The sequence below is a fragment of the Halotia branconii CENA392 genome (assembly GCF_029953635.1).
GTDB classification, from domain to species: Bacteria; Cyanobacteriota; Cyanobacteriia; order Cyanobacteriales; family Nostocaceae; genus Halotia; species Halotia branconii.
Genome location: NZ_CP124543.1, coordinates 5,247,587 through 5,262,583 on the forward strand (window position 1 = coordinate 5,247,587; position 14,997 = coordinate 5,262,583).

Below are 14,997 nucleotides of genomic sequence, written 5' to 3' on the forward strand. Positions count from 1 at the left end.
GCTATTAATGAAATAACTGCATATCTAAGTAGTAAATTTCACTCATACTATTGTATGATTTCTCTCAGTCTCAACATCACCGTAAAACTACGGAGATACTGCTGCACACCCTCTACCACTGGATAAACTTGCAAAAACCCAAGTTCCATAGGTTCAACTGCCAAACTCAACATTGCTGACTTCAAATTTTCTCTCGCATCAGGAGGCGCTATCAGCGAAACCGAAGCACCTTGCTTAAACGCATCCTCTACCTGTTCGCGCCAGTTGGGTTCATCCAACCAAACTGTACGTAGGCATAGCCCGCCGAAGGCATCGCCCACTTGCAAAACATCCAGTAAAATTTCTCTATCTGCGTCGGGAATCACAGCAAAGGGATTATAAGAAGATAAAGCACGGGAACGCACGATATTTCCCCTTGCCCACAACAGCCCATAAATCACTTGAAACCGCCAATAGGGATTAGGCTGCACTAAACCAAGATGCAACAACGCCCGATCCAATTGGTCATAGTTGCTGGCGACATGAGCAAACACCCTGGCATCAATTTCGATACCTAAACGCGCTTCTTCCTGATGCCACAAACGAATCAAATCCAGCAGCAGTTTATCCGTTTCTGGGGTACTTCCAGGACGCAAAACCCTTGCGTTAATTGCAGTCATCACCGGATGCGTTACCAAAATCCCCTCAGAGGACAGGACTTTGCGGAGGCGATCGCTTGCTTGTTTTAATTCACCATATCCGGCGGCGAACCGCACATCTGCCATTGCATCGGCAACATCTGCACTAGTTTGGCTTAACTCCAGTAACCGCGTCAATTCCGAGTCCACAATCTCAAAATCCGCGGGTTCTAAAGCACTCCCCGCCAAGCGGAAAAAATTCGCCGGATCAGCAGCATAGCGCCGCAAGATTTCCTCAATCACCCCTGAGCCACCAATCGTAGATTCAGTTATCCAAATTTCTTCTACTCTCTCGGAAATAGCAGGTGCATCTGGTGGACGCGGGCGGGCCAGGATCGATATCTAAAATCAGGTCGCCCAAATCAAAATGAGGACACAATTGTCCGCAAGCATCCAGCAGCGCCCCTCCCAAGGTCGCTTTAAAACGTAAAGCTGCCCAAGAATGCCACTCCTCATCAGGTTCTGACCAGAGAATCGGTGCCAGGTCATTTAATATAGTTTGAATTATGTCTGCGTTGCCAAGTGCTAGCAATCTATCATGTACCCTCTGCCGTCCCTGAATTTATTCCGGTGCAGATTCCCCTTCTTCCAGTAAGGTTTCCTCAACATTCAATGTTTGGAAGATATTGTCCAGAACCCTTGCCATTTCTTGACCCATATTTTCACCCAAAAGCGCTTCAAAAGCTTCAGGTAAGGAGATTTGGGCTGTTAAGGCGCGGTCGGTAAGCATCGATATATATATTTGATAAAGCCATTCCCGTTGAAAGACATTTGTTAATTCACACAATCTCTCATCTGTCAATACCCGATATCGGAAATATGCCGTGCGAAACGCCCGAATCTTCTCTTGATTGGCATCGCTGGGATTAATACTAAAATTAGGCGGAATCCGAAAGCGAAATACTAGACCGTCAACAGATTGGGCAAATCCCACAGCCGCCGAACTACCATCCTGTTTCTGGGTGAAGCGAATTGTTGTATCAAGTTCCTGGCCATTGTCGAAGCGGATGTTCGCATGGGATGCGATCGCAAACCGCCGTACTTCCACCGGCGATTGTTGAGTGTGAGTAAAGCAGCAAACTTCTGTAATAATTTTGCACCAGGGGGAACCTTGAGGCAGTTCGAGTTTTATTCCCAAGTCGGGTGGTATGATTTGACTGCGCCATTCCAATTGGGCGTTAGAGGTAATTGAAATATCCCCCGGAACTTGGGTAGGATTTATTGCCCAAGGGCGAATGCAGCGAATATCTACAACTTGCCCATCTTGCCACAATTGAAAATACCCTGCTTCTTCAAACTCAGCACAATAATCTTCTACGGGTAATTCTTGTTCTCTTTGTTGCAAATCTAACGGAGCAATCCAGTGGGTTGCATAAATATGCTGCACCCCAAAACGGCGCGTCGCCCTGCCTGGGGTAAAGGTTTTCAAGGCTTGGACAATTGGCATAGAATTAACATCTGGCTCACTGTTGCGCGTCTGGGGTGGTGTAGTAATCGTTACTTCTGGCAACAGCAAGTCACTAAATAAGTTCGGGGGAACAAAATCAGGTAACGGGTCACGGGTTTGATAGTCTTGGTCTGATTCATCTGGTTGAATCGGAAGGCGCTTCCAACCAGACTCTAAACGCCGTAGCAAAGTAGGAAGAACCGCCATCATTAATGACCTGGGCGGTTCCCAAAGAATTGCTTCGACTTCATCTTTGGTCAGGTGTAGTGCTGATTGTAGATATGTCTCTAAGTTACGTTGTCCTGCTTGTGTTTCGAGAATATTTTTGATTAGTTCTATTTCTAGTCGCTGACGGTTAATTAAGTAGAAATCAGTAGTAGCAAAGTCTCTCCAGACACTTCCTCTAGTTGTAGCTAATTGCTGTCCTACCCAATCCATCAAGGCGAAAACCGCTTGAATGCGGATAACATAGCGGTTGGCGATGGGAAGCGATCGCTTTTCTAAAACAGGGTTAAACAGCATATCGTAGCCTTGATAGGCAATGCGATCGCGTCCGTAATCAGAAAGCACTACTACTGTCCAAGGTCGCATAGTTCTGCGTCGTCCCGCCCGTCCCTTCCTTTGCAAAAAAGATGCCATATCTCGCGGTGCTTTGTGCTGAATGACACCTCCTACTTCTGGGTCATTAAATCCCACTTCTAGAGATGAAGTAGCAACAATTACATCTGCATTTGGGGTAACTCCGGTATCTTGGGAACTAGTGCGCCCAATACTTAAAGGCAGTTCCAAGCCATGACCGATTTCTTCGCATAGCAGCCAGGATTGTGCGGCAATTAGTCTTTCTCTACCATTAGCAGCACCATGCGATCGCAAAGCTGCCAATGGCTGTCGCCGTAGTAAGGGGCGACCCCAACTGTCTCGACCTTCGGCATCCAAAAGGTTGTGAAATAAGCGATTGGTAACATCTAAGTCATCAGTAAAGGCGAAAATACGGGAACCATAGAAACCTGGGCTGGGAGGGTCTTCAGATGGGTCGAGTACACGCCGCAGCAGCATCGCTGTTTGGATGCTTGTAGATAAAAGACTTGTCCCTGATACTGGGTCGCCTCTGAGAGCCAATTGATACTCCATTCCCTCAGCAATTAAGTCTTCACCAGGAGAAATTTCCTCCACTGAACCAGGCTTTAAGCCTGTAAGTTGGCTGAAAAACTCTGCTGCACTTTCTAGGGTTGCTGAAAGTCCAGTAAATTGGACTTTCTTGTTAATGATTCTCTGCCAACGCCGCAGCAGGTAAGCAACTTGTGCGCCGTGGATACCTGTATAAGTATGCACCTCATCCAATAAAACTAGCTGAGGCTTTTTCGCCGCCGCGATGCCAAATACATGACCGTAACGAGAGTCTCCCATAGACCGATTGAGCATTTCTGTGCTGGTAAAAACTAGGTCTGGGGGATTTTTCGCCATGCGATCGCGTGTCAAAATTACTTCGTCTTCTTGGATAACAGCACCGCAGGATGGCTTGAGACAAGAAAGTTGTTCTCTACCCGCTTCCACATCAGCCCGTCGCCAAGATAGCGCACCTTCACATCTGGGACACCGCAGGTAAGGACAAGTAAACCCACCACTTTCAGCTTCCCATTTATACTGTACCCGATCCAAAGTTGCGCTTTTGGGAGTTAAGCCAAAAAATGCACCTATGAGGATTTTACGTTTACCTTCTGCCTTGAGGACAGCATCGAGACGACGTGCTTCTTGATAGGTTTCAGAAAATTGGTCTTTGAGGAGTTCGTTACGGGGATAAATTGCTAGTCCTTTACTCCAATGCTCATCCTTTTTCAACAAACTTGCAATATGCGCCAGCGCAGGTAAGTAAAAAGATAAAGTCTTCCCCGTTCCTGTCCCAGCACAGACAATCATCCCGCGACTTTTTGTGCTGTTTAAATCCTGCAACATCCGCCTTGTAGCGCGTAGCTGGAAGTCTGCAAGTTGAACCTCACCGCGATCGCGAGAAAGCAGTATCGCTGTAACGGCTTTTTGCTGTATGGAAGTTAGCAGTTTGTCTGCTGCCAACTGCTCAATTACTGCTTCTGGCGTAATATACCTGTTAGGATAAATTCTCGGACGGATTTGTAAGCGATAATCAGCAACTAAGGTAGGAGATGTTTGCCAATTATTATTCGGGAACAGTTGGCGAAGACGAGCAAATAATCTCACTGCTTCCGCCATCCTGGTGCGGAAAAGGCGATCGCCTCTAAGATTCAATTCAAACAACAATTTCCGTTCAAGGATTTGGTCTAAAAAATCCCAAACATCCTCATCAATTTCGCAAGTATTTAGAAAATCTTTCGCAAGTTCTACAATTTCATTTTCAGAAAATCCACCATCAACGATTCCCCACGTTAGGAGTTGGACTTCCTGACGTTCCAAATTATCTAAAAATTCTCTAATTATTTTATCCCAATTGGTAGTCACCCTTGCTCTGCCCTTACTTTAATTTAGGTGATTTCTGACAAAGAATATACCCAGGTTGACGAGTTTCGGCTTCGCTCAACTCTCAATTTCTTAGTTGGTTGAGCGAAGTCGAAACCAACGGCGACGGTAGATTTATTAGCGGAAATCACCTTAAATCAAGCGAATTTTTAAAGAATCCGAAATACCATGTTGATTAATCCAATCTTGAACTTCTGGAGTTAAAAGATTTAAAGGCGCTCCCTGATTGGCTGCTGCTCGCAGGAAATGCAATACAGCTTCGGGAACTTCATCAGAACTGAGACTATTCCAATAATATTTTAATTGTTCAATTTTACGTTCCCATACTGCAAATTCAGCATTATTTTTCGGATAAATAACGTTTTTTATTTCTCCATCTATAATCTGAATTTGCCGAACTGTTTGTTTAAAAGCTTCGACTTTAGCCAGTAAATTGAGTATTTCATTATTAGTACTAGGCATTTGTTGATCGCGATAGCTTTTCCATGCTTCGCTCAGTTGCTGTTCTAGCGTAGTTTTTAGGTTTTCAACTTGGGACTTTAAAATGTTACCTTTAAAATTTTTATTGTCAAGAATCCACTCCGAGTTTTTTTGTAAATTATCTTCAGCATTTAAAATAAAATTTAATATAGGCTCCGCTTTTTGAACCAAATCAACATTGTTAATACCTCTTTGACGAAAAGCTTTTAATGCTTCCACAAGTGGCTGAATGGTTGCAATAGCCTCAGTTATTTGCTTTTGCCTAGTTTTAATAATTTGAAGATTATCTAAATTTTTTCGCAGAGCTTGTTTTTTTTGAGATAACTCAATTAGTTCCTGTGATTTTTCTAAGAGCATTTTGTTTCACCTTTAATTTCATTCATGAGATTTCGTAAATTAGCTAACCCTTGACAAATTTCTTGGTAACTAGATTCTACAGTTGCACCACCAGATTTTTCTAATTCTGCAATCTGACTGTTGGCTTCAAGAATTGAAGCATCTAGAAAATTATTAGTGTTATCGAGAAATTCTAAAGAATCAGTAATAACTTTTTGATAATCTTCACTCAAATATTGGAGTAATTTACCAATGTTACTTTCTGGGTTTTCTTTCTCAGCTTGTACGCGCTTCATTGTATCTCTATAAGGGTTAATCGCTGTACGCCTAAATTGCTCTAATACAGTTGTCATTCCCTCAAATCCTTTCTTACCACGAAATACAGCTGCATCTTGTGCAGCTTCCATTGCAGATTTAAGAACGTCAATCACATCTTTTTTCTTAACATCTTCTCCAAATTCAGATATGAGACGCTGATAAATATCTAGCTGTCGTTCGTACTCTTCTTGGATGGCTTTCTCTAGAAGTTCATCGACTTGTTGACGTACCTTTTGCAACTCTGGAAACTTATCACGCACATCTTCAGGAATTTGCTGTTGAGGTTGCCAAGATTTACGTACTTTTTCTAAAGGCTCAATAATTTGAATTGCATCAAGAATTTGAAATGTTGAATTACTACCTTTTGTACAAGCAATTCGACTTTTAACAATATCTAATAATGCTTCTCGGTTTCTCTTGAGACTAAAAGTATCAAACAGCTTTTTCCAAGTAGATGCACGAGTTGTATCATCGTTTTTATCTAAGTCGATAAACAAAGAATTAATTAAATTTTCGAGTGTATTAGTAGGATACCCTGCCATTGTGGCACTAATCGCTAGCAATTCTACCGCGGCAGGTACGGGGTTCCAAGCTTCACCAGACTCGCGAGGATAAAGGCGAATTTTTTCGACTACATACTGACTCCAACGTTCTAGATACTTTGCATACATGCGAAAATAGCGATCACCATTTTCAAACTTCCAATTCTGATATTTATCGTATTTTAATATACCTTGAAATACGTATGCAGTTTCTGTAAATTCCTTGTCATCATCTGGGTTGAGGGGAAGCGATAAAACAACCCCAGAATAAGTCCCTCTCTTGACTTTAGGGTTATGGAAAATGAGATTTCGCTGCTGAAGCAACTTACCACCACTACCGACGAAACTACCCTTCAGCAGCATTTCAGTATCCCATTCAATTTTTTCGATGATAGCGGGGAAAAGCAACTCACGGATATCTTTAGCGATCGCGTCTGGTAAAATTTGTTGATTGTTCCAATTGTCAAGGATTTTCAGCTTGTCTTGTAGCGAAGTATCAATCTGATAATCCCCTGAAGGTTCTACAACCTTTGGTGGTACTGGACGATTTTCGGGTATAATGGGCGGAATTTCTTTCGGTTTAGTCTTGACATCAAGCAGAGATAAATTAAAAGCAGTATGAACTTCTGGAGATAAATTACAAAGTTCATTGCTATCATCCCACAGGTCTAAAAATACCTCGCGACGCTTTGAGTTTTGTGGATCTTTGGCTTGAATAGCTAACTTTATATCAGTACTCAATCTCATGTTACCAAAGTAGTTTCCTAAAGTAACTGAAGGGAAAGTTCCATTTTTAATATCATCAATAGAATTTTCTAGAGTGTGTTTCAAAACATCTCTGATTAATATTCGGGGATTAAATTCACCTGGATTTACTCTACTAAACATCTGTACCAACGCTTTAGAATTGAAAGGATAAAGACCCATTCCCTGAACATGACCAAATCCTGTATGACAAGCTTGGGAATGTTCGCATTCGCTACAAGCACTTGGTAGTTCATCTCTACTTTGAGAATTTGCCCAATTTTCAATTTCCCTTTCTTCTAAACGAACAGCATTCAAATATCTCGCAACAAATACCTGAATATCATTCTGAGTAATTAAAGATTGTTCACCAATTGTATCAATATTAAGATTGACGCTGAAAGTAACGCGCTGTTGCACTGTATCAATCAAGTTTTTAAAGTAACCTGTAGTACAAGCCAAAGCTGTACGCATAGCACATAATGGCTTATTTTCACCTTGCTGTGGTTTTGCTAAAACGGCTTCGAGAACTTCTCTATCAATACCTTGCAATTTAGCAAAATCTTCAATTAAAAGTACTAATTCAATATTTTTTTCTGCCAATGTCTCTCGGACTTCACGCATTAATTGCTGCAAGTCTTCTCGACCAAAATTTAAAACTTGGGTGATAGCTTCATCTAAATGATCATTCAACCAAGTTACAGTTTCTTTTTGTATATCTTCATCATTTATTAATAAAGCATAAAATTCTCGTGCCTTTTCTCCAGCTTTTTGAAAATCTGAAATATTAAGTGGTAAATCTTCAAGAGAAAATTCACGACGTTCGTTAATATCTTCAATAGTATATTGGTATCCTAGTGTATGAATTACCAAACGATGAATAATTTTTCCATCTCTTAATAAATGTTCTCGAAAGAAATCATCATATAGTAAAGCGGGTAATTTTTCGATTAAATATTCCTGGGTTTCTCCATCAGCAAGTTTAGCTCGTTTATGTTGTCCGTTAACGCCAACTTGAAAAGCTAAATTATTTAATAATTGCTCTCTTGCACCCTTATCTGTAAAAGTACGACTCGATTGATTTAAACGTTTACGGTACTCATCTAATTTATCTACCTCAAATTCCGCAATATTTAAAATTTTTTCAATGATATCTTTTAAATTTGTCCCAATTCTGGGAATTAGCAGTACCTTTCGTTTATCAGTTGATTTTATATTAGCTTGCAACCAACGAATCAGGTGAGATTTTCCAGTACCTGATTCACCTAAAACGGGTACAAAAGCAAAATCTTTTTCAGCTAAAAAATCATGAAGAAACTGCGATTCATTGTATTCGCTCTTCGATAATGCCTTTATAGAGTCCTGGCGATACATTGCAATCGGATGATGTGTAGCCAAAAACAAATGATTTGCAGTTTGGGTTGCTTCTACATTCATCACCTGACGAATCATATCCAGCTTCCAACAGATGAATTTTTCAAAAGTCATGATTTGTATCCTTTCCAAATAATATGAGAAATTCGCCCATTATTATCAACTTGGTTATTGGCTTTTGGTAAAATCATAAAGGATGAATCAGATTGTCTCTCAAGCTGAATATCACCCTCATCTTGAAGTCTAAATAAGGCAAAAGCTGTACTTGTAGAAAGAAAGTTAGTTTCCCGTGCGCCAATTTGGGCTTCTACTTCTTCTCGAAACTTCCCAGTTTCAAATAAAGGACATTGTTTTGCTAATCTACTAATAAAATCTTGGATTGTAATTTCTTGTTCTTCATTAAACAAATGTTTGAGATTTCTTTTAATATAAGCAGTTGGATCGGGAACTGTTACAGGTTTTCCTCCTAAAGTATGACCCCATGCAAAACCCAGGTAGCGCATCCAGTCATCCATTTGAACAAAGAGACGACTGCTTGACATTTTCAAAAAATTGCCTACTTTTTGTTCGCTAACTCGCTTTTCCACTTCTTCCCAAGTCCCTGGTGCATCATAAATATCCTGTGCTAAATACCAAGCACAAACTCGACCAAAGTCTTCTTCATCTTCGTTATCAGATGCAAAAAATAGATAAGTGAAAGTATCAGGTAATAGCCTGTCACCAAGCTGAGGATTTATTGCGTCTTGTGGTAGATTTGGATTAATTGCAACTTCTTCATCCTCTTCAATTAAAAGTTTACATTTTATAATTTCTCTAAGAGCATCATTGAACATGGGATGTGACATTTTTTTGTCTTTTAATTTCTCCTTATTTTCTGGCACATGTTCAACTAATTTATCTGGAGATAATATGCTTTCTAATACGTCTCTATTCTCTTTTTGTCCTTTAACATGGAGTAAATATCTAAATATTCCTCGCATTCTACTGGGGTGAGCTAAACCTGTTTTTAAAACGCTCATATACTAATCTCCGTACAAAATACATCAAATTTAAAATATCTGCCAGAAAAAACATTAATTAGTCGTCTGTCTTCTCTGTTTGGATCTGGTGTGTTTATAGGAAGTAAAATCATGCGTGTTGTAGTTGACGTACTGTAATTTGATAAATATTTTAATGGGAGAGGTATCCCTGGAAGATGAAAAATCAGAGTAGGAATACGTGGCATGAGTACAGGTTCGTAACTATCAAATAGAAATATAAATGAGTTATGTATTCTACTAGTTTCTTTCAAAAAATAATGATAATCTGGAGAAATTACAATATTCCTCATTCCCTGTTCTATTAACCACCTAAACAATTTTTTACCTCTTTGAAACTTATTCAATTGTTCCAGGGAGTCATAGAAAATAAGCAAGATTCTTTCACCTGCAACCACTCTTTGCATTTCTTGACCGAGAATAAAATTGGATTTTTGCCATACAGGTCTGGAACTAGGCATAATTCCTGGAAATGGTGTAACGCCATTTTCTCTACAAACAGGACAACCCCCACAAGCGCGAGAAACTATAACCGGATTTCTGGTTTCTGGAGTTTGACGGGAGGGAATGCTATACGCTTCTGCAAAGATTTCGGAAATACAACGTTTAGCGTTTAAAGCTTCTTTCATCAATTGCAAGTTTTTATAACTCCAGCTTTGGCGTTTCTGGCGAACTGGTTCAACTTCAGATTCCCAAGTGAATTTTTCTAAATGAAGCTGATTGCGAATACGAATAATGCGAGAATTGCGGTACAAATCCCAAGCTGCTTGATAAGCTTCTTCTGATTGTGATTCACAGTTTTTCCTCTGGGGAGGTTCTTCTGAGTCAATTTCAATTAGATTTGCTTGGTTCATCAGCGTTAAAGTGCGTATATTCCAAGCCCTATTTTGGTAATTTATTTTATCAATAGTTTTGTCTTGAAATGAACGAGGCGTTTCTATTGGTACGCGAAAGCGTCCATCACCTATAGTTTCTTTTTTGTAAAACATAGTTTGCCAACGTTGCAAACCCAATTCAATAGTTATCGCTGATTTATCATTTAGCCCTTCAGCAATTCTGAAGTCTTCCTTTGTATATAATGTGAGTGATAATGAAGCTTTCCCGTCTCGTCCTCCTCGTCCAACTTCTTGATAGAAACGGTCAATAGTTTCGGGAATACAAACATGAATTACCGCTCGCACATCTGCTTGATCTATACCTAACCCAAAGGCAGAAGTAGCAACAACTATATCAATCTTTCCTTCCCGCCATTTTTCAATTAATTGCTCCCGTTCCTGAGTAGTAGATTTACCTGTCATCAGGTCACATCTTTTAAATCCGGCGCGGGTTAATTCTCGTTTCCAATCCTCGACATCTTTAACTTTAGTCCCGTAAATAATTAACGGGCGAGGAAGATGATAAACTGCTTCAAGCAACCTTTGTTTTCTAACTTCTTCACTGGAACATTTGTTAAACCAATAAGCAGGTTCTGGTCGCAATTGTACAGCAGATATAACTTGTAAATCTTGACCAAATAATGTTTCCAGAGTGTCTAAACAGGATTCTGTTAATGTTGCTGTTAGCAATAAAGTATTAAAAGGACTCAGACGCAATAAATCTCTTTGCAAACCAGGAATTTCTTGAAATGCGGGGCGAAAATCATCACCCCATTGCTCTACCATGTGTGCTTCATCGATAATGAAATACCGTAAAATTCCCAGTTTGGCTGCTTCATACAGAGCAGGTGCCAGAGAATCCATTAAACTTTCAGGAGAGGTAAAAATTATTCTTTGAGTTCCAGCACGAATGCGATCGCGTATCCCTTCTCTTCTTTCTTTACCATCCACAGAATCATCGCTATAATACGCTGTCCAGGAATTTCTTGAAATGCGGGGCGAAAATCATCACCCCATTGCTCTACCATGTGTGCTTCATCGATAATGAAATACCGTAAAATTCCCAGTTTGGCTGCTTCATACAGAGCAGGTGCCAGAGAATCCATTAAACTTTCAGGAGAGGTAAAAATTATTCTTTGAGTTCCAGCACGAATGCGATCGCGTATCCCTTCTCTTCTTTCTTTACCATCCACAGAATCATCGCTATAATACGCTGTGGCATGGTGTACAAAAGATTTTAATGCCCGTTCTTGGTCAATAGCTAACGCTGTAGTCGGGACAACTACCACGCTCACACCATTATTGTTTCTGGAGTTCAGCAATGCAGGTAGTTGAGCGCAAAGGCTTTTTCCCGCACCCGTAGGTAAGTTAATAATTAAAGTTGAGTTATCAGGAGCAGTTAAAACTGCACGAATTGCTTCGCGCTGTCCGATACTGCGATATGCATCTAACTCTACGAGTTGCAAAAACGGGTCACCGGAAACTGGTTCATAATTCCGTCGAGGTTTTTCATTAAATAAAGGTGCATCTGGCGGATATTGGTCAGCCAGGTCAAGCCATTCCGGTTGCCAAGGACGGGCGCTGATGAGATAGTGTTCTTTATCTTCACCCCATACGGTTATGCTAGCCTGCTCCCAAATAGTGCTATCGAGAAAAGGCGGTTTTCGAGGTATTTGGAGATAAATTGGAGAACTTCCACCCTGTTTTTCATCTTCCCGTCGCAACACATGACGCACTAGGCTAACAATATCCCCAGACCCAGGCGAGTTTTGCAGCGCATCCAATAAGCGACAATGACAAGGTTCTGTAACATTACTAATATCCTCAGGAATTTTACCTGTTTTGAGAATTTCCCGAAGTTCTGAGAATGAATCATTCATAAATCATCCTCCTGGGATTGCACTGGAGTTCGCCCAGAAACGATAATAAAGCCAACAGAATCTAGACGAATGCTAGGATGACGAATTCCTTCAATAATTATTTGATTTAATGCTATTTCGTGATTGAATTCTTGCTCCAATACCGTATGAGAAATTCGCTCTTGATTAGTAAGTCGGTTGAGACGCAGACGCAATTGGTCTAGTCTTTTACCTAATTTTTGTTCAGCACGGGTGGCGCTATCTTCACATAATGCAATAAAATCGGGACGTTGGCTGAGTAATTCTAAAGACTTACTACGCGCCTGATAGCAAAATTCTGGCCAATTGCTCGCATCTATAAAGTTATCAAGAATAGATAAACGACTTTTAGCTAAGTTGTAATCTCGGCATTTACTTCCTTTGCCTTTATAAGGCCGTTTCAGGATATTTAATAGAGTCTCATCTTCAACAGCACACATTGGTTCATATCTGGCATCAATAAATACACTTTCTACAATTGGCGGGAATAACCCATCAACACGTCTTTGCAAAATTTTAGATTTTGTATTAGTTTCTTTGTAATTCGTTAAATTTGTTTCAATAACGTAATTAAATCGGAAACCATACCACTCTTCGCCTTCGCCCGCATCCCAAGTTTCTTCAACTCGCCACATCGCAAAAGCTTTACCTCGGTCGTCCCAATGGATATAAGATGATAGTGCTTCGATAAATTTTTCACCAATGCGGTAGAGTTTCACATCAGGCTGTTGATTTGCTACCCTACGGTTAAAAGTCCCAAATTTTTCTAAAACCCAGGCAAAATTGCTGCTCAAATCATTGGCTGGAATTAATGTATTTCCGGTAGGTTGATAACGCTTTATTGTCGATAAATTAGGATTAGCGATCGGTTTAAAGTTCAACGCTTGACAAATCCAATTTTCAGTTATTTCCTGGATTTCTTGATGACGGGCATCATAATCGTCTAAAGCTTGAAAATATTGGGTAGCGTTGTCATCCAAAGCATCTATTTCATCTAGGGCATTTTGTTCGCTGATTTTGACTTGTTCCTGCTCAATTTCTTGCTGAATTACATTGATACTTTCTAAAATTCCATCTGCACCAGATTTAAACAATATTTCTGCTAATACTGGTAATTTTTCATCTACATAAAACTGGAGACTGGCAATAGATTGCTCAAAGATATTAAAGCCTTCTTTTAATAAGCGATACCAAGCATCATGGAGACTATCTGGTAAATCTACGCCAGCAAATACTGTTAATTCAACTTTTAATGGACGACCAATCCGGTCTATCCTACCAATCCTTTGTTCTAGACGATTTGGCGACCAAGGCAGGTCAAAACATATCATGTAGTTGGTAAATTGTAAGTTACGACCTTCTTCGCCGGAGGAGTCGCAAACTAAAATAAAGCATTTGGGGTCTGTTTTAAACCTATTTAAGTTCTTCTCTACTTGAGAGCGAGTTTGTCCAGCTTGATGACTGACAACAGTCTCCTCACCAAAACGATCACTTAAATAACGGACAATTTCGGCGCAAGTTTGCACAAAGCTAGTAAATACAACAATTTTTGGTAGACTGTCTCCCGGTATAGGTCTTTTGATCCGTTGTTGAACCTCTGCAAGCAATTTCGGGAGATTGAATTTCAAGGATTGTAGTTTTAAAGGTTCGCAAAGTTGATAGAGAATTACTGTCTTGAGTAATTCTAGGCGATCGCCATCCTCTGACGGTTGTTCTAAAATTCGCAGCAAACTTTGCAATATCTCTGCTTCCCCAGCAAATTTAGGAGTTTCAGTCAGAGTACGAACGCTATCATTGCCAAACTCTTGAATGACTTCCGCAGTGGACACACCGTTTAAACGTGCTTGAATTACTTGTTTTAAAATACCCAGCCAAGTACCAGAAGCACGAAATAACAAAAGAAAAATTTGGTGATATTGTTTGTCATCAGGAGCTACTTCACGCCACTCCTCAATTAGTTCGTGGATGTCAGGCGATCGCTCATCTAAATCGTATTCGGCTCTGGGTGTAATATTACGGTCAAAAATCACATCTTCTACGGAAGCACGACGATTGCGAAGCATCCTTCTGTGAAGTCTGTAGGTATCGCTAATATGGGTACGAATTGCCCTGACCATTTCAACTGTATCGCCAGTCTTTGCTTGTAAACTATTTTCTAAATTGTCTACCAATTCCAGTAAATACTCATCTTGAGCAAACAGGTTACGGAGATTTTTGAGATTAGTTTTCAGGACGAAGGGGTTTGCACCTTCTTTAAATGACAGCAGAATTCGACCAATCTCTTGGCGTTTTACTACCCTTTCACGAAAACCTGCTAAGTCATTAAGTTGATAAGTTGTCGGATCGAGCAGATGTAGCATGGCGAGAAAATCTTGCTCGTGGTTGAGAACCGGGGTAGCCGATAATAGAAGCAGGCGATCGCTTTTATGGGCAAGATGTTTACAAGTATCAAAACGCTGGCGCACTGCTGCATCGCTAGAGGTCGCCATTGCTGCGATGTGGTGTGCTTCATCTAAAATTACCAAGCCAATATTCGCTTTCGGGTTGATTTTGTGAATCTCCTCAACCGCCAGCACTTCCACCCGCTTGGGAAAGTGGGAGATGTAAAATTTATTTTCTAATTCCTGTTGCCATTGTTGAAGTAGATATTGCGGAACTAGCACTACCGCATATCCAGAAGATTCATCCAATAGGTATTGACGAAGAATCGCGCCAGCTTCGATTGTTTTTCCCAGTCCAACTTCATCCGCCAGTAGATAGCAGTAAACGCCGGACAACT

General features: G+C 40.5%; 8 protein-coding genes. All 8 read right to left on the reverse strand.

The genetic code is table 11. The annotated features are described in order from the left end of the window. Positions 1-47 precede the first annotated feature (47 nt). Complete coding sequence (locus QI031_RS22970) at positions 48-920, reverse strand: hypothetical protein (protein ID WP_281481924.1); 873 nt, start codon at positions 918-920, stop codon at positions 48-50. A 319-nt stretch (positions 921-1,239) separates the two neighbouring features. Continuing rightward, positions 1,240-4,596: a protein DpdJ gene (gene dpdJ, locus QI031_RS22975; RefSeq protein ID WP_281481925.1), complete on the reverse strand. Its 3,357-nt coding sequence runs from the start codon at positions 4,594-4,596 to the stop codon at positions 1,240-1,242. A gap of 150 nt (positions 4,597-4,746) precedes the next feature. Continuing rightward, positions 4,747-5,451, reverse strand: coding sequence for a hypothetical protein (locus tag QI031_RS22980; RefSeq protein ID WP_281481926.1), 705 nt, complete (start codon positions 5,449-5,451; stop codon positions 4,747-4,749). Then, positions 5,442-8,522, reverse strand: coding sequence for a protein DpdH (gene dpdH, locus QI031_RS22985; protein WP_281481927.1), 3,081 nt, complete (start codon positions 8,520-8,522; stop codon positions 5,442-5,444). The genes QI031_RS22980 and dpdH overlap by 10 nt, the downstream gene beginning before the upstream one ends. Next, positions 8,519-9,427, reverse strand: a complete 909-nt coding sequence (dpdG, locus tag QI031_RS22990) for a protein DpdG (protein ID WP_281481928.1) — start codon at positions 9,425-9,427, stop codon at positions 8,519-8,521. The genes dpdH and dpdG overlap by 4 nt, the downstream gene beginning before the upstream one ends. Further along, positions 9,424-11,271 (reverse strand): protein DpdF, encoded by a 1,848-nt coding sequence (dpdF, locus tag QI031_RS22995; protein ID WP_281481929.1) that lies wholly within the window; start codon positions 11,269-11,271, stop codon positions 9,424-9,426. Before dpdF ends, dpdG begins: the two co-directional genes overlap by 4 nt. Then, entirely contained in the window at positions 11,208-12,200 is a 993-nt protein-coding gene (locus QI031_RS23000) for a DEAD/DEAH box helicase (protein ID WP_281481930.1), read from the reverse strand. The genes dpdF and QI031_RS23000 overlap by 64 nt, the downstream gene beginning before the upstream one ends. Next, positions 12,197-14,995 carry a protein DpdE gene (dpdE, locus tag QI031_RS23005; protein WP_281481931.1) on the reverse strand — a complete coding sequence of 933 codons (2,799 nt, stop codon included), beginning with the start codon at positions 14,993-14,995 and terminating at the stop codon, positions 12,197-12,199. The genes QI031_RS23000 and dpdE overlap by 4 nt, the downstream gene beginning before the upstream one ends. Between the last annotated feature and the right edge of the window lie 2 nt (positions 14,996-14,997).

Excerpts from the sequence above, each read along its gene's own strand:
- QI031_RS22980 (WP_281481926.1), bottom strand. The coding sequence starts at position 5,451 with ATGCTCTTAGAAAAATCACAGGAACTAATTGAGTTATCTCAAAAAAAA.
- dpdH (WP_281481927.1), bottom strand. The coding sequence starts at position 8,522 with ATGACTTTTGAAAAATTCATCTGTTGGAAGCTGGATATGATTCGTCAG.
- dpdG (WP_281481928.1), bottom strand. The coding sequence starts at position 9,427 with ATGAGCGTTTTAAAAACAGGTTTAGCTCACCCCAGTAGAATGCGAGGA.
- QI031_RS23000 (WP_281481930.1), bottom strand. The coding sequence starts at position 12,200 with ATGAATGATTCATTCTCAGAACTTCGGGAAATTCTCAAAACAGGTAAA.